At 71.7% G+C, this 15,572-nt stretch carries 15 protein-coding genes; 6 read left to right on the top strand and 9 right to left on the bottom strand.

All coding sequences use genetic code 11. The annotated features are described in order from the left end of the window. The first annotated feature begins 31 nt into the window (after positions 1-31). From ACODT0_RS22840 to ACODT0_RS22820, 5 genes are read left to right on the top strand one after another with little or no spacing between them, the layout of a single operon-like run. Complete coding sequence (locus ACODT0_RS22840) at positions 32-1,027, top strand: tripartite tricarboxylate transporter substrate binding protein (protein ID WP_489042335.1); 996 nt, start codon at positions 32-34, stop codon at positions 1,025-1,027. Continuing rightward, positions 1,024-2,250 carry an FAD-dependent monooxygenase gene (locus ACODT0_RS22835; protein ID WP_489042334.1) on the top strand — a complete coding sequence of 409 codons (1,227 nt, stop codon included), beginning with the start codon at positions 1,024-1,026 and terminating at the stop codon, positions 2,248-2,250. The genes ACODT0_RS22840 and ACODT0_RS22835 overlap by 4 nt, the downstream gene beginning before the upstream one ends. Further along, positions 2,247-3,386 (top strand): CaiB/BaiF CoA transferase family protein, encoded by a 1,140-nt coding sequence (locus tag ACODT0_RS22830; protein WP_489042333.1) that lies wholly within the window; start codon positions 2,247-2,249, stop codon positions 3,384-3,386. The genes ACODT0_RS22835 and ACODT0_RS22830 overlap by 4 nt, the downstream gene beginning before the upstream one ends. Positions 3,387-3,420: 34 nt before the next feature. Beyond that, on the top strand, positions 3,421-4,110 hold the full coding sequence (locus ACODT0_RS22825) for a nitroreductase (RefSeq protein WP_489042332.1): 690 nt from the start codon (positions 3,421-3,423) through the stop codon (positions 4,108-4,110). Between the two features lie 2 nt (positions 4,111-4,112). Further along, positions 4,113-4,685 (top strand): DUF2889 domain-containing protein, encoded by a 573-nt coding sequence (locus ACODT0_RS22820; RefSeq protein ID WP_489042331.1) that lies wholly within the window; start codon positions 4,113-4,115, stop codon positions 4,683-4,685. Positions 4,686-4,701: 16 nt separating this feature from the next. Here ACODT0_RS22820 and ACODT0_RS22815 read toward each other — a convergent pair whose 3' ends face one another. Further along, positions 4,702-4,941, bottom strand: coding sequence for a hexameric tyrosine-coordinated heme protein (locus tag ACODT0_RS22815; RefSeq protein ID WP_489042330.1), 240 nt, complete (start codon positions 4,939-4,941; stop codon positions 4,702-4,704). A gap of 142 nt (positions 4,942-5,083) precedes the next feature. On the opposite strand from ACODT0_RS22815, the gene ACODT0_RS22810 reads away from it, so the two are divergent. Further along, positions 5,084-5,710 carry a helix-turn-helix transcriptional regulator gene (locus ACODT0_RS22810; RefSeq protein WP_489042329.1) on the top strand — a complete coding sequence of 209 codons (627 nt, stop codon included), beginning with the start codon at positions 5,084-5,086 and terminating at the stop codon, positions 5,708-5,710. Here ACODT0_RS22810 and ACODT0_RS22805 read toward each other — a convergent pair. The 8 genes from ACODT0_RS22805 to ACODT0_RS22770 are packed head-to-tail and all read right to left on the bottom strand — an operon-like array spanning position 5,702 to position 15,524. Further along, entirely contained in the window at positions 5,702-6,826 is a 1,125-nt protein-coding gene (locus tag ACODT0_RS22805) for a CaiB/BaiF CoA transferase family protein (protein WP_489042328.1), read from the bottom strand. The genes ACODT0_RS22810 and ACODT0_RS22805 overlap by 9 nt on opposite strands. Then, on the bottom strand, positions 6,823-8,064 hold the full coding sequence (locus ACODT0_RS22800) for an FAD-dependent monooxygenase (RefSeq protein WP_489042327.1): 1,242 nt from the start codon (positions 8,062-8,064) through the stop codon (positions 6,823-6,825). Before ACODT0_RS22800 ends, ACODT0_RS22805 begins: the two co-directional genes overlap by 4 nt. Next, positions 8,061-8,477: a PaaI family thioesterase gene (locus ACODT0_RS22795; RefSeq protein ID WP_489042326.1), complete on the bottom strand. Its 417-nt coding sequence runs from the start codon at positions 8,475-8,477 to the stop codon at positions 8,061-8,063. The genes ACODT0_RS22800 and ACODT0_RS22795 overlap by 4 nt, the downstream gene beginning before the upstream one ends. Before the next feature lie 9 nt (positions 8,478-8,486). Then, positions 8,487-10,610, bottom strand: a complete 2,124-nt coding sequence (locus ACODT0_RS22790) for a 3-hydroxyacyl-CoA dehydrogenase NAD-binding domain-containing protein (protein WP_489042325.1) — start codon at positions 10,608-10,610, stop codon at positions 8,487-8,489. Positions 10,611-10,623: 13 nt separating this feature from the next. Next, positions 10,624-11,832 carry an acetyl-CoA C-acetyltransferase gene (locus ACODT0_RS22785; protein ID WP_057590149.1) on the bottom strand — a complete coding sequence of 403 codons (1,209 nt, stop codon included), beginning with the start codon at positions 11,830-11,832 and terminating at the stop codon, positions 10,624-10,626. 13 nt (positions 11,833-11,845) lie between these two features. Next, positions 11,846-13,009, bottom strand: coding sequence for an acyl-CoA dehydrogenase family protein (locus ACODT0_RS22780; RefSeq protein WP_489042324.1), 1,164 nt, complete (start codon positions 13,007-13,009; stop codon positions 11,846-11,848). Beyond that, a complete protein-coding gene (locus ACODT0_RS22775; RefSeq protein WP_489042323.1) occupies positions 13,006-14,541 on the bottom strand; it encodes a class I adenylate-forming enzyme family protein in 1,536 nt (511 codons plus the stop codon). Before ACODT0_RS22775 ends, ACODT0_RS22780 begins: the two co-directional genes overlap by 4 nt. Beyond that, positions 14,538-15,524 (bottom strand): Bug family tripartite tricarboxylate transporter substrate binding protein, encoded by a 987-nt coding sequence (locus ACODT0_RS22770; protein WP_489042322.1) that lies wholly within the window; start codon positions 15,522-15,524, stop codon positions 14,538-14,540. The genes ACODT0_RS22775 and ACODT0_RS22770 overlap by 4 nt, the downstream gene beginning before the upstream one ends. Positions 15,525-15,572 lie beyond the last annotated feature (48 nt).

The following is a 15,572-nucleotide window of genomic DNA, read 5'->3' as shown; positions in this document are numbered from 1 at the left end:
CCCGCTTCCCTTCGAACCACAGAGACAAGCCATGCCATCCATCACCACGCCGACGCGGCGCGCCCTGCTGCGGGCCGCGCTCCTGGCCCCGGCCGCTGCCACCCTGCCTTCGGCCTTCGCGGCCGAGCCCGCGGGCTTTCCGTCGAAGCCGATCCGCGTGCTGGTCGGCTTTCCGCCCGGCGGCTCGACCGATGCGGTCTTCCGCGTCATGGCGCGCGCCGCCGAGGGCATCCTCGGCCAGCCCATCGTGGTGGACAACCGGCCCGGCGCCGGCGGCACCATCAGCATCCTGCAGACCAGGAACGCGCCGCCCGACGGCTACACGCTGGGGCTTGCGACCATGGCGGTGTACCGCGCGCCGGTGACGGAGGACGTGGGCTACGACCCCATCGCCGACCTGAGCTACGTCGTGTGTCTGACCCATGTGCCGTTCGCGATCGTGGTGCGCGCCGATTCGCCGTTCAAGACCTGGGCCGACCTCGTCGCCTTCGGCAAGGCGAACCCCGAGCGCATGAACTACGGCGTGCCCGCGGGCCTCGGGAACAGCGGCCACCTGCTGATGGAAGAGATGACCGCGCAGGAGAAGGTGAAGTGGAATCCCATTCCCTACAAGGGCAGCGCCGACGTCTCGGTGGCGCTGCTGGCGGGCGACGTCCAGTTCGTGGTCGACGGCTCCGGCGGCTATGGTTCGCTGGTCGACTCGGGCAAGGCGCGGCTGCTGGCGGTGGCGAGCGACGAGCGTTCGCCGAAATGGACGACGGTGCCGACGACGCGCGAGCTCGGCTACCGCGCGAGCATCGATTCGCCCTGGGGGCTGGTGGGTCCGAAGAACATGAGCCCGGCGGTGGTGCGCACGTTGCAGGAAGCGTTTCGGCGCAGCCTCGAGGCGCCCGACGTGAAGGCCGCGATGCTGCGCTACGGCCAGGGCCCGCGCTTCAAGGACGCGGCCGAGTTCACGCGCTTCGCGGTGAAGGCCACGGTCGATGAGCGCGCCCTGCTCACCAAGTACGGGTTCGCCAAGCGATGAGCGCCGCATCCGGACCGGGCCGCGTCGCGATCGTGGGCGGCGGCATCGGCGGCCTGTGCGCCGCGGCGCTGTTGCGGCAGCGTGGCATCGAGGCCGTGGTGTTCGAGCAGGCGCCGACCTTCCGCGAGGTCGGCGCGGGCCTGCAGGTCAGTCCCAATGGCGTCAAGGTGCTGCGCAGCCTGGGCCTGGGCGATGCGCTCGACGCCCTGGGCGTGCGGCCGCAGCAGCTGGTGATCCGTGGTTGGAAGACCGGCATTGCGATCTCGCGCACCGGCATCCAGGGCGACTTCGACCGTGCCTACGGCGCGCCGTACTACCACGTGCATCGCGCGGACCTGCACCAGATGCTGCTCGGCGCCGTGGCGCCATCGGCGCTGCAGGTCGGCCGCCGGCTCACGTCGATGGACATGGACGATGGAGATGGCGAGGTCACGCTCGGCTTCGGCGAGGACCGCGCGCGCTTCGACGCCGCGATCGGCGCCGACGGCATCCATTCGGCGGTACGGCGCTTCCTGCACGGCGACGAGTCGCCGCGCTTCACCGGCAACGTGGCCTTCCGCGCCATGGTCCCGGTCGACGACGCGCTGCGCCGCGAGGTGGCGCGCGACTCCACGATCTGGGTCGGCCCCGGCGGCCACGTGGTGCATTACTACGTGCGCGGCGGCAGCCTGCTCAACATCGTCGCGGTGCGGGAGACCACGCGCTGGGCCGACGAGTCGTGGACCCAGGAAGCGGAGCGCGGCGACCTGCTGCAGGCCTTCGCCGGATGGAACAAGGGGCTGCTGCGCATCCTCGAGCGCGCCGAGCAATGCAACCGCTGGGCGCTCTACGACCGCGATCCGTTGCCGGCCTGGGGGCGCGGGCGCGCCACCCTGCTGGGCGATGCCGCGCATCCCATGCTGCCCTTTCTCGCGCAGGGCGCCGTCATGGCGATGGAAGACGCCTTCCTGCTGGCCGAGAGCCTGGCCGCGGGATCCGATGCCGCGCAGGCACTGCGCACCTACGAGGGCGCGCGCATCCAGCGCACCGGCCGCATCCAGCTGGCCGCGCGCGCTCGCGGCCACGCGATGCACGTGGGCAGCGCGCGCGAATCGCTGCGTCGCAATGCCACGCTGTTCTTCAACAGCCGGCTGAAGCGCGACGCGCAGATCGAGCGCGGCCAGTCGCTGTACGGCTACGACGTGGCGAAGATGGCCTCGAAGGCGACTGGGAGCCGGCCATGAGCGCGGGCGCGCTGGCGGGCATCCGCGTGGTCGAGTTCATGGCCAAGGGGCCGGTGCCGCTGTGCACGATGATGCTCGCGGACATGGGCGCCGAGGTGATCCAGGTCGCGCGCTTCGACGAGCCGCGGCGCCACGATCCCGCGCTGCGCTTCACCGACCGCGGCAAGCGCGAGATGCGCGTCGATCTCAAGCAGCCCGAGGGACTGGCGGCTGTGCGGCGGCTGATCGACAGGGCCGACGTGCTGGTCGAGGGCTTCAGGCCCGGCGTGATGGAGCGGCTGGGCCTGGGGCCGGCGCCGTGCCAGGCCGCCAATGCGGCGCTGGTCTATGCGCGCATCACCGGCTGGGGGCAGGAGGGGCCGCTGGCCCGCTCGGCCGGACACGACATCAACTTTCTCGCGGCCACCGGCGCGCTCGACAGCATCGGCACGGTCGAGGGCGGGCCCGCGATCCCGCTGAACCTGCTGGCCGATTTCGCCGGCGGCTCGATGCACGCCGCCTTCGGCATCTGCGCGGCGCTGCTCGAGCGCCATCGCTCCGGCCAGGGCCAGGTGCTCGACATCGCCATGACCGACGGCGTGCTCTCGCTCATGACCTCGCTGTGGGCGATCCGCGCGCGCGGCGACTGGGCGGGCGGGCGCGGCGGCAATTTCCTCGATGGTGGCGCGCCGCACTACGCGGTCTACCGCACGGCGGACGGCCGGCATCTCGCGGTCGGCGCGATGGAGGCGCCGTTTCGCGCCACGCTGATGGCGGTGCTCGGCCTGCCCGCGGACCGCGCCGCGCTGTGCGAGCAGCCCGCGGCCTGGGCCGCAGTGAAGGCCGAGATCGCCGCGGTCGTCGCCAGCAAGCCGCTCGCCGAATGGCTGCAGCTGTTCGACGGCAAGGAGGCCTGCGTCACCGCGGTCGCGAGCCTCGACGAGGCGCTGGCCGACCCGGCATTGGCGCAACGTCTCGCTTTCGACCGCGCGGGCCCGCTGCCGCAGCCGGCGCCCGCGCCCCGGCTGTCGCGCACGCCCGCGTCGAAGGGCGCGCCGGTGATGCAGGGCGAAGAGGTCACGCGGGGCATCCTCGACGAACTCGGCTACGGGCCCGAACAGGTACGCGCGCTGCTCGACGCGCGGGCCGTTGCCTGACCGCATCACCCCACATCACAAGGATCGATTCCACATGCAAGACACCCTCGAGGCGCCCACCGCGGCGCAGACACTGGACCGGCTTCTCTCGGAACGCCACAGCTGCCGGGGCTTCCTGCCGCGCGCGGTGCCGCGTTCGCTGATCGAGCAGGTCTTCCGCAGCGCCCAGCGCGCGGCCTCCTGGTCCAACGTGCAGGCCTGGCAGGTCAGCGTGGTGTCGGGCGGCGCGCGCGACGCGCTCAGCGCCGCGCTGCTGGCGGCCGGGCCGGACGACCGCTCGAGCGACTTCCCGCTGCCGCATGCCTACACCGGCGTCTACCAGGACCGGCGCCGCGAATGCGGTTTCCAGCTCTACGACGCGCTGGCGATCCCCAAGGGCGACAAGGAGGGGACGGCCCGGCAGATGAAGGAGAACTTCCGCTTCTTCGGCGCGCCCCATGCGGCCATCTTCAGCACCGACCCCGGGCTGGGCACTTATGGCGCCATCGACGTCGGCGGCTATGTGCAGCTGGTGCTGCTGGCCATGCAGGCGCACGGCCTCGCGGCCATCGCCCAGGGCGCGCTGGCGGTCTACAGCCCGCTGGTGAAGAAGCAGCTCGGCATTCCCGAGGAGCGGCTCGTGGTCTGCGGCATGTCCTTCGGTTACGAGGACGAGGCCCATGCGGCCAACAGCTTCCGCACGACCCGCGCGCCGATCGAGCAGGTCGTCGACTGGCGCGACTGAACATGCCCCTCCCGCAGGCCACGGACCGGGAGCCCCTGCATGAACGCAGCATCAGCTACCGCGGCTACCTGCGCGCCGACGGCCGCTGGGACATCGATGCATGGCTGCGCGACATCAAGGCCTATGACCGCGAGGTCGACGGGCGGCTGCTGAGCGCCGGCACGCCGGTCCACGACATGGGATTGCGCGTGACGCTCGACGACGGGCTCGAGATCGTGGCGATCGAAATCGCGATGGACAGCGCGCCCTTCGGCGAATGCCGGCGCGTGCAGGCCAGGATGCAGGCGCTGGTCGGTGTCAGGCTGGGCCGCGGCTGGCGCGATGCCATCCAGGCGCGCATCGGCGGCATCGAAGGCTGCACGCACCTGCGCGAGCTGCTGTTCGGCGTCGCCACCGCGGCGATCCAGACCATTCCGCCGGTGCTGGCGCGGCGGCGGGCAGCGAGCGGCATCGAAGCGGCGGACGACGCAAGGGCACCCGCGCACCTGAACACCTGCCTGGGCTGGGATGCCACCGGCCCGGCCGTGCTGCGCTACTACCCGAAGCACGCGCGTACCGCGGGCACGGGCTCCTAGCGATTTGCGCGGAGCCTCAGCCGCGCCAGTGGTTGTTGGCTGCGGCGATGGTCGCGAATTCGGCGGCGACGGTCTGCCCCAACTGCAGCAGCATCGCCGCATCGTTGGCATAGACGTCGCGGAGCTTGCCGCGGATCGCATCGTCGGGCTGGGTGGCCTTGATGACGAGGCGCGCCATCTTCATGGCGAGCTGGCGGCCCTCTTCGGGCGTCGCGGTGAGCAGGGTGTTGCCGGGGATCAGGGGTGTGGCTTGCATGGTCGTCCGTGGGGTCGTTGTGGGCGAATTCTAGAATTTCCAGTCATTAATGACAATACTTATTGTCATTAATGGCATTGTTGTCGCGTGTCGCTCGGGCTGCCCGTACACTTTTGCGCGAGATCCCCTCGCAAGAAGCGCCATGAGCACCAAGAACGACATGCTGGACCTGCTCCGGCGCGAAGCACTGAGCGTCGCCGAGATGTGCGAACGCCTGAACGTGACGCGCAACGCGATCAACGTCCAGCTGCGCCAGCTCGAGGCCGAAGGCAGCGTGCGCCGCGCGAAGGCGCGCCCGCGCGGCGGCCTGGGCAAGCCCGCCGCGGTCTACGAGGCCGCGCCCGGCAGCGAGGACCTGTCCTCCAGCGCCTACCAGGTCTTTCTCTCGGGGCTGGTGGCGGTGCTCGGCAAGCGCCTCGACGAGAAGGCATTGCACGAGGTGATGGACGCGACCGGCCGCCAGCTCGCGCGCGAGGCGGGCCTGTCGAAGCCCGCGGATTTCGAGGCCGGCCTGAAGGCGGCGATGGCCGCGGCCGATGCGCTCGGGGCCAGCACCGATGCCACGGTGCAGTCCGACGGCATGCTCGTTCGCAACTACAGCTGTCCGCTGGGCAGCGCGGTGCGCGAGGCCTCGTGCATGTGCCGGGCGATGGCTTCGTTCTTCTCGGAGGCGACGGGACGGCCCGCGACCGAGCAGTGCCTGCGCGGCGACCGGCTGATCTGCCAGTACCTGATCAAGCTGCCCACGTCGACCCGGCGGTCACGCTAGGCCTTCCACGCCCCAGTCGCGCAGCGCTTCGTCGCCGCCGCATCCAGGCGCGGGCGCCGCATGTCCGGCCCGGCCGGGGGTGCGCGAGAACCTCGGCGCGGCGGCCGGCTGCATTCCCGTGCCGGGGTCCGCGAAGGTGGCGCGCGCCTTCAGGTGCGGATGCTCCGCGGCCTGTGCCATCGACAGCACCGGCGCGAAGCAGCAGTCCGTGCCCTCGAGCAGCGCGCACCAGGCGTCGCGGCTGCGCTGCGCGAAGGTGCGGGCCAGCACGGAGCGAAGCGCGGGCCAGCATGCCCGGTCCATGTGATCGGGAAAGTCGTCGGCATCGAGGCCGATCAGGCCCATCAGCTCGACGAAGAACTTCCGCTCGAGCGCGCCGACGCAGACGTACTCGCCGTCGAGGCAGCGGTAGCTGTCGTACCAGGGCGCGCCGCCGTCGAGCGAGTTCGCCCCGCGCTCGTCGCGCCACAGGCCCTGGCGCCGCAGCGCATACGAGAGGGTCATGAGCGACGATGCGCCATCGACGATCGCGGCATCGATCACCTGGCCCGCGCCCGACGACTGGCGCTCGTGCAGCGCCGAGAGAATGCCCAGCGCCAGGTACAGCGAGCCGCCGCCGAAATCCGCGACCAGGTTGAGCGGCGGCACCGGCGCTTCGCCGCTTCGTCCGATGGCATGCAGCGCGCCCGTGAGCGCGAGGTAGTTGATGTCGTGCCCGGCCGATGCCGCGAGCGGCCCGTGCTGTCCCCAGCCGGTCATGCGGCCGTAGACGAGGCGAGGGTTGCGCCGCAGCGCCACCTCCGGCCCGAGGCCGAGCCGCTCCATCACGCCGGGCCTGAAGCCCTCGATGACGACGTCGGCCTTCTCGAGGATGGCCAGCACCCGCTCCCGCGAGCCCGGCGCCTTCAGGTCCGCGACCAGCGATCGCTTGCCGCGGCCCAGATCGTCGCAGGCCGTGTCCAGCGGCTCGCCGAGGCCGGCCGTGTGCGGTCGGTCCAGCCGCAGCACGTCGGCGCCGAGGTCGGCCAGCAGCATGCCGCAGAAGGGCACGGGGCCGATCGCGGGCATCTCCACCACCTTGAGGCCCTGCAAGGGGCCGTGCGGCGCCGGCCTCATGCGCGCGCCGTCTCGCGGGCCTCGAGCGTTCGCGGCGCCTGCGTCACGTCGTGCTGGAAGATCCACTCGGCGCGGTGCGAGGTCTTGCCGGGTGCCGTGAGGTTCTGCCAGAAGAAGCCCAGGTCGCGCTTCAGCCGTGCCCACGGCGAGCGCAGGTGCGCGGTGCGACCGCGTTCGCGCGCGCCGAGCTGGATGCGGCTGGTGCGTGGCTTGCGCTCCGCCTCGTAGGCCGCGAGCGCCTCGACCGGCGCATGCGGAAAACGCGTCAGCCAGTCGGCCAGCGCATAGCTGTCCTCGAGCGCCTGCGCGGCGCCCTGCGCGAGAAAGGGCAGCATCGGATGCGCGGCATCGCCGATCAGCGTGACCCGGCCCACGCTCCATTGCGCGAGCGGATCGCGATCGAACAGGCCCCACTTGTACAGGCCCTCGGCGCGCTCGAAGAGCGCGAGCAGCCGCGGGTTCCAGCCCTCGAAGGCCCGCAGCAGTTCGTCCTTCGAGCTGGGCGTGGTCCACGACTCGCCGGTCCAGGCCTCGGTCTCGCGGATCGCCACGAAGTTGACGAGCGCACCGCCGCGCAGGTAGTAGGTCACGACGTGGCCGTCGGGCCCCATCCAGTTCGACGAGGCGGGCAGCACCTGGCCCGGAGGCAGCAGCTCCGCGGGGATGATGCCGCGCCAGCAGATGTTGCCGGTGAAGCGCGGCGCCTCGTCGCCGAACAGCGAGCGCCGCACCGCCGAATGGATGCCGTCGGCGCCGATGACGACGTCCGCGAACGCCACATGGCCGTTCTCGAAGTCGACGCGCACCCGGTCGGCCTCCTGGGTCACGGCCGAGACCTTGTGCGCGATCCGGACCATGCCGTCCGGAAGCGCCGAGCGCAGCAGCGCGTGCAGGTCGGCGCGATGCACGTGCACATAGGGCGCGCCGTAGCGGGCCTTGTGCGAGGGATGCAGCGGGGTCTTGTAGAGCATGCGGCCGGAGCGCCAGCTCCAGCCGATGAAGTGACGCGGCAGGAAGCCTCGGGACACGACCTGCTCGTCGATCTCGAGCGCGCGCAGCACCTTGACCGCGTTCGCGCTCAGCTGCACGCCCGCGCCGACTTCCTGCAGCCGGCTGGCCTGCTCGTACACCTCGACCGCGAAGCCGCGCCGATGCAGCAGCGCGGCCAGCGCGAGGCCGCCGATGCCCGCGCCGGCGACCAGGATGCGCGGCAGCGCCGTGGTCTGAGGCCCGCTCATGCGCCGGTCGCGAAAGTGCCGATGGCCGTGGCCACCGGGCGATCGGGTTCGCCGATGCTCGCGATGCTCACGCGCGCGAACGACAGGCTGCGTCCCTGCTTCACGACCTCGGCCGTGGCGCGCAGGCCGTCCTTCGCGGCGCGCAGGTAGGTGACGTGCAGGTCGACGGTCGCGATCGGGCGCTGCTCGCCCAGCGCGGCCCACAGCGCGCACACCATCGCGGTGTCGGCCAGCGCCGCGATCGCCTGGCCCGACACGGTCCCGCCTTCGCGGCAGGCGACCGGCGACAGCGGCATGGCGAGCACCGTCCGGCCATCGCCGATATGGACGATCTCGGGGCGCAGCGAGAGCACCCAGGGCGGAAAGACCTCCGCGAGGATCGCGGGCGCGGATGGCAGGTCGAATGTGGCCATTGCGCGCTCCTAGCCCAGCGCGTGGAAGCGGCCGCCGTCGCGCGCCATGGCGCGCAGCGATGCCGGCGCCTCGAAGCGCGGGCCGTGCTGGCGCGCCAGGGCATCGCATTCGGCCACGAAGCGGCCGGCACCCGCCTGGTCGATGTGCGCGAGCACGCCGCCGCGGAAGGCCGGATAGCTCCAGCCCAGCACGGCAGCGGCATCGAGCGCGAGCGGATCGCTGGCGATGCCTTCGTCCATCGCATGCACCGTTTCCAGCGACTGGATGTGCAGCAGCCGGTTGACCACCTCCTGCGTCGAGGGCTGCGGCGAACGCGGCGGGAACAGCTCGGCCAGCCCGCTCCACACGGTCTTGCCCTCGGGCGGATAGTCGTAGACGCCGCCCGCGGCCTTGCGGCCGAGGCGGCCGGCGCCCAGCAGCTTCGCTATCGCCTGCTGCGCGCCCTGCGACTGCACCGCGGTACCGCGGGCCTCGCGCGCCAGGCTGCCGACGATGTCGGCCAGCAGGTCGTAGGAGGTCAGGTCGGCCATCGCGAGCGGCCCGATCGGCAGTCCCGCGATGAAGGCCGCGTTGTCGATCAGCGCCGGCGACACGCCCTCGTTGAGCAGGTGCAGCGCTTCGCGCGTGTAGGCACCGACCACGCGCGAGGTGTAGAAGCCGGGGCCGTCGTTGACCACCACCGGCGTCTTGCCGAGCAGCCTGAGGAAGTCCAGCGAGCGGGCGAGCGTGGCTTCGGAGGTGTCCGCGCCCATGATGACTTCCACCAGCGCCATGCGGTCCACCGGCGCGAAGAAGTGCAGGCCGATGAAGTTGCGCGGATGCGCCACCGTCTTCGCGAGGCTGGAGATCGACAGCGTCGAGGTGTTAGTGGCGAGCAGCACGTCGGGGCCGGCGGCCGCGAGCACGCGCTCGAACACCTCGCGCTTGGCCTGCGCGACCTCGATCACGGCCTCGACCACTAGTTCGCAGCCTTGCAGCAGTTCGAAGTCCGACCCGGCCTGCAGCCGGCCGAGGATGGCATCGCGCTCCTGCGCGCCCATGAGCTTGCGTTCGACCGAGCCGTCGAGCGTCTTCGCGATCCGCTCGCGTCCGCGCGCGGCGGTGGCGTCGTCGCGATCGAGCAGCACGGTGGCGATGCCGGCGCGCGCGCAGACCAGGGCGATGCCCGCGCCCATGGTGCCGGCGCCGATCACGCCCACGCGCTTCGGCTCGAAGCGCGGCACGTCAGGGCTGCGGCGCGTGAGCTTGCGCGCCGCGTTGGCCGCGATGAACTGGGTGCGGATGCGGTTCTTGGCGGATGGCGAGGTCACGACCTGGGCGAAGTAGCGCTGCTCGATCGCGAGGCCCGCGTCGATGTCGCGCTGCAGCGCCTGGCCGAGCACGTGCAGCAGCACGCCGGGCGCGCGGTCCTCCATCGGCGACTTGCGCCGCAGCTGCGGCCAGGCATTGAAGAAGAAGGCGCGGCCTTCCAGCGATTGCGGCTCGAAGCCCGGATAGCGGAAGCCCTTGCGGTCCCAGGGCTGCTGCGCCTGCGGATGGGCGAGCACCCAGGCGCGCGCGGTCTCGAGCAGGCGGTCGGCCGCCACCACTTCGTTCACCAGCCCGAGCGCCAGCGCCTCGGCGGCGCCGACCGGCTTGCCGTCCATCAGCAGCCGCGTCGCGGGCGCGATGCCGATCAGCCGCGGCAGGCGCTGCGTGCCGCCGGCGCCGGGGATCAGTCCCAGCGTGACCTCGGGCAGGCCGAACCGGAGCCGCGCGTCGTCCGCCGCCAGCCGGTGGTGGCAGGCCAGCGCGACCTCGAGCCCGCCGCCCAACGCCGAGCCGCCGAGCACCGCCACGAAGGGCTTGCCCGCGCGCTCCATGCGGCGCAGCGTCGCACCGACGGTGGAGACCTTGGCGATGGCGCCTTCGGCCGTCTGCGTGGCATAGAGGCCCAGCAGGTCGCCGCCCGCGACGAAGTCGCGCTTGGCCGAGCGCACCAGCACGCCGCGCACCGCGTCGTCGGCCAGCGCCCGGTCGACCGCCGCCGAGAAGGCCGCGATCGAGGCGTCGGTCTTGAGGTTGACCGGTCCGTCCGGGTTGTTCCAGACGATGTGGGCGACGCCGTCGGCGTCTTGTTCGTAGTCGATCATTTGCAGCGCTCCCTCAGACCAGTTCCACAATCGTTGCGACGCCCATGCCCAGGCCGGTGCACATCGCGACCAGCCCGCGGCGCAGTCCGCGGCGCTCGAGTTCATCGACCAGCGTCCCGATCAGCATCCCGCCGGTCGCGCCGACCGGATGGCCGAGCGCGATCGCGCCGCCGGCGACGTTCATGCGCTCGGGATCGACCCCCAGGTCTTTCATGTACTTGAGCACCACGGAGGCGAAGGCCTCGTTGACCTCGAACAGGTCGATGTCCTGGATGCGCAGCCCGGCGCGCGCGAGCGCCTTCTCGGTGGCCGGCGTGGGAGCGGTCAGCATGACGCAGGGGTCGGCGGCCGCGCTCGCGGTGGCGAGCACGCGCGCGCGGGGCTTGCGGCCCAACTGGTCGCCGAGCCGGTGGCTGCCGAGCAGCACCGCGGAAGCGCCGTCCGAGATGCCGGATGAATTGCCGGCGTGGTGCACGTGGTTCACCCTGTCGACCTGCGGGTAGCGGTAGCGCACGGTGGCGTCGAAACCCATCTTCTCGCCGGAGCTCAGGAACGAGGCCTTGAGCGCCGCGAGCGAATCGACCGTGGTCTCGGGCCGCACCAGCTCGTCGGTTGCCAGGCACAGGCGGCCGTTGCGGTCGTGCACGGGCACCAGCGAGCGGTCGAACCAGCCGGCGCGCTGCGCGGCGGCCGCGTTCTGGTGCGAGCGCGCCGCGAAGGCATCGACGTCGGCGCGCGAGAAGCCTTCGAGGGTGGCGATCAGGTCCGCCGCCACGCCCTGGGGCGTCTGCAGCACGCGGTCGTTGAAATAGACGTCCGAGACCGAGGGGCCGCCGGTGCCGAAGAGCATCGGCACCAGCGAGTTCATTTCGACGCCGCCCGCGACCACGCAGTCGGCCTGGCCCGCCATGATCTTGGCGGTCGCGGCGTTGACCGCGTCCAGGCCTGAGCCGCAGAAGCGCGCCACCATGAAACCGGGCACCGTGTCGCCGTAGCCGGCCTCGATCACGGCCGAGCGCGCGATGTTCGCGCCCTGGTCGCCGACGGCCTCCACGCAGCCGAGGATGACTTCATCGACCACCGCGGGGTCGAAGCCGTTGCGCTCGGGCAGGGCCCGCAGCACCGTGGCCGACAGTTCGAGCGGCGACAGCGTGTGCAGTGCGCCCTGTGCCTTGCCGCGGCCGCGCGGCGTGCGCACCGCGTCGTAGATCAATGCTTCCAATTTCCGTACCTCTCTAGTTGCTGCCCGATGCGCGGGGCCAGAGGCCGCGCGCAATGATTTCCTTCATGATTTCGGAGGTGCCGCCGGCGATGCGCTCCACGCGCGCATCCGCATAGGCGCGCGACACCTCGTACTCCGACATGTAGCCCCAGCCGCCGTGCTGCTGCAGGCAGGCGTCGACGCAGCGCCCGAGCATCTCGGTCACCCAGAGCTTTCCCGCCGCGGCCGTGGTCGCGTCCAGCGTGCCGGCCATGTGCTCGGCGATCAGCCGGTCGACCAGCGCGCGGCCCGCGAGCAGGTCCGCCTTCGCCGTGGCGAGCGCGAAGCGCGTGTTCTGCATCTGCGACAGCGGCGCGTCGAACACGCGGCGCTCGGCCACGTAGGCGCAGGTGTCGCGGAACACTGCCTCGGCCCGGGTCTGGCAGGTGATGCAGATGGTCAGCCGCTCGCGCGCCAGGCCGTGCATCAGGTAGCGCATGCCCTGGCCGGCCTCGCCGAGCAGGTCCGCGCCATCGAGTTGTACTTCGTCGAAGAAGAGTTCGGACGTGTCCTGCGCGTGATGGCCGAGCTTCTCGAGCTTGCGGCCACGCTGCACGCCTTGCAGGGCGGCATCGACCAGGAAGATCGACAGCCGTTCGTCGTCGTCGGTCTTGGCCGCGACCACGAACAGGTCGGCGAGTTGCCCGTTGGAGATGAACACCTTCTGGCCCGAGAGGCGCCAGCCGCCGTCCGTTCGCCGGGCGCGGGTGCGGATGGCGCGCAGGTCGCTGCCCGCGGCGGGCTCGGTCATCGCGACCGCGGCGATGGCATCGCCCGCCACCAGACGCGGCAGCCAGCGCTCGCGCTGCGCATTGCTGCCGAAATGGGCGAGGTAGGGCACGGCCATTTCCGAATGGATGCCGAAGCCCGGCCCGGCCGCATGCGCGAAAGCCATCTCCTCGAGCGCGACCACGGTGTAGAGATAGTCGGCGCCCGCGCCGCCCCATCGGCTGTCGACGGTGCAGCACAGCATGCCGAGCTGGCCGGCCTGCCGCCAGATGTCGCGCGGCACCTGGCCGGCGCGCTCCCAGTCGCGGTGGTGCGGCACGATGCGCTCCGCGACGAAGCGCCGCACCTGGGCGCGGAAGTCCTCGTGCTCGGGCTGGAACAGGTGGCGTGTGAAGAGCAGTTCGGTCATCGCGCCGCGCTCCTCAGGAGATGCGCCTCGCGCAGCGCCTTTTTCTGGACCTTGCCGACACCCGACAGCGGCAGCGATTCGGCGAAGTCGTAGCTGCGCGGCACCTTGTAGCCGGCCAGCCGCGCGCGGCAGTGGGCGTCGAGCGCCTCGCGGTCCAGCGCGAAGCCGGCACGCGCGACGACGACCGCATGGACGCGTTCGCCCCAATGGTCGTCGGGCAGGCCGATCACCGCGCATTCGCGCACGGCGGGATGGCCGGCGATGGCGCTCTCGACCTCGGCGCAGTAGATGTTCTCGCCGCCGCTGATGATCATGTCCTTGATACGATCGACCACGAACAGGAAGCCCTCGTCGTCGAGGTAGCCGCCGTCGCCCGAGCCCAGCCACCCGTCCTTCAGCGTTGCCTGCGTCTGCGCGGCATCGTTCCAGTAGCCGCGCATCACGGGCACGCCGCGGATCTGGATCTCGCCGACCTGGCCCGCGGGCAGCGGCTGCCCCTGGCCGTCCACGATCCGGATCTCGAAGCCCTCGGTCGCGGTGCCGGCGGCGCCGAGCTTGCCGGCGAGCGGTCCCGCGAGCACGTGCCGTTCGGGAGGCAGCATGACGCAGGCGCCGCAGCTTTCGGTCATGCCGTAGAACTGGTGGATGCCGGCATTCGGAAAGGCGTCGAGCACGCGCTGCAGCAGCGCGGCGGAGATCGGCGCCGCGCCGTACGAGATGCGGCGCACGCGCGCGAGCAGCGCGTCGTCGCGGCACGGCGCATCGAGCACCGCGGCGAGCATCGTCGGCACCAGCTGCAGGTGGGTGATGCCGTCGCGCGCGAGCCGCCGGTAGAAGTCCTCGGGCGTGAAGCGCGCCATGAAGCCGTGGCCGCCGCCGGCCAGGCTCACGGCCAGGCCGATGCCGAGGTCGGCCAGGTGGAACATCGGCGCGGCATGCAGGTACACCGTGTGCTCGTCGTGCGCGAGATCGCGCCGCATGTTGGTGGCCGCGGCGGCGAAGTTGCGGTGCGTGAGTTCCACGCCCTTGGGCAGGCCGGTGGTGCCGCCGGTGTACATGAGCGCCGCGAGCGCCGCGGGGTCAACCGCGAAGGCCGGGATCGGCTCGCTGGCGGCAAGGTGGCCATGCAGCGCCTCGTCGAGCGTCAGCACCGACTTCGGCGCATCCGCCGCGGCGGCGATGGCCTGGCCGAAGTCGCGGAAGTCGTCGTCCACGACCAGCATCGATGCCCGCGAATGCGCGAGGATGAAGCGCAGCTCGTCGTTCGCGAGCCGCGTGTTGAGCGGCACCAGCACGCCGCCAGCCCACCACACGGCCAGCAGCAGCTCGAAATGGCGCGGCGAATTGAGCGCGAGCGTGGCCGCGCGGTCACCGGGGTTCAGGCCCGCCGCGCGCAGGCCGCCGGCCATCGAGGCCACGCGCCGCAGCACTTCGCCCCAGCGCGAGGCCTCGCCCTCGCCGGCGAACGCGCGGCGATCGGGATGCGCCGTGGCGAGCGCCGCGAGCGCCTGGACGATCGGCGTCTCGTTCATTCGAGTCGGATCCCGGCCGCGCGGATCATCCGGCCCGCGTTCTCTTCGTCGCGCCGCACCAGTGCCTGGAACTCGGCCACCGTCATCTGGCCCGGCTCCTGGCCAAAGTCGACGAGCTTGGTGACCAGTTCGGGGGCCTGCAGCGCCTTGCGCATGTCGGCGCCGAGCTTCTGGACGATGGCGTCGGGCACGCCGCGCGCGGCGAAGACGCCGATCCAGGCCGGCGTCTCGAAGCCCTTGATGCCCAGTTCGGCGAAGGAGGGGACGGCCGGCAGGAAGCGCGAGCGCCGCTCGCCGGTCACGGCCAGGGGCACCAGCTTGCCGCTCGCGATGTGCTGCTTGACCGTGCCGTAGTTCGAGACCGCCAGCGTGACCTCGCCCCCCAGCACCGCCTGCACGGCGGGCGCCGCGCCCTTGTAGGGCGAGTGGACGATCTCGGTGCCCGAGGCGCGGTTGAGCTCGTTGAGCACCAGGTGCGAGTTGGAGCCGATACCGTAGGAGCCGAAGGCGAAGCGATGGGGCTCGCGCCGCGCGGCGGCGAACAGCTCGGGCAGGGTGCGCGCGCCGGCGGCGGGGTTGGCCACCAGCACCAGCTGCTCGACGGTGATCGCGCCCACCGGCACCAAGTCGGTGGCGGGATTGAACGGCACCTTGGCCATGAGGTAGGGCAGCTGCGTCGTCAACGAGATGGTCGCGAGGAAGGTGCTGCCGTCGCGCGGCGCGTTGAGCACGGTCTCGGCCGCGATGATGGTGTTGGCGCCGGGCTTGTTGTCGATGACGGTGGCCGTGCCGCCCCAGCCCTTGCGCAGCTGCTCGCACAGCTGCCGCGTGGCGATGTCCGCGCCGCCGCCGGGGGCGAACGGCACCACCAGCCGCACCGGGCGCTGCGGCCATTCGGCCGCCTGTGCCAGCGCCGGCGCCTGGGACAGCGCGCCGAACCCGGCGCCGAGCGCGCCCTGCATGAGCGATCGTCTTGAAAGCATCGTTGTCTCCTTTTGTTGTTTTCGTGACGAACATGAATTCATGTTCAC

Source organism: Variovorax sp. FG153, from assembly GCF_057809595.1.
Note: the sequence above shows the minus strand (reverse complement) of the source record. Positions and strands in the feature narration are given on the sequence as shown.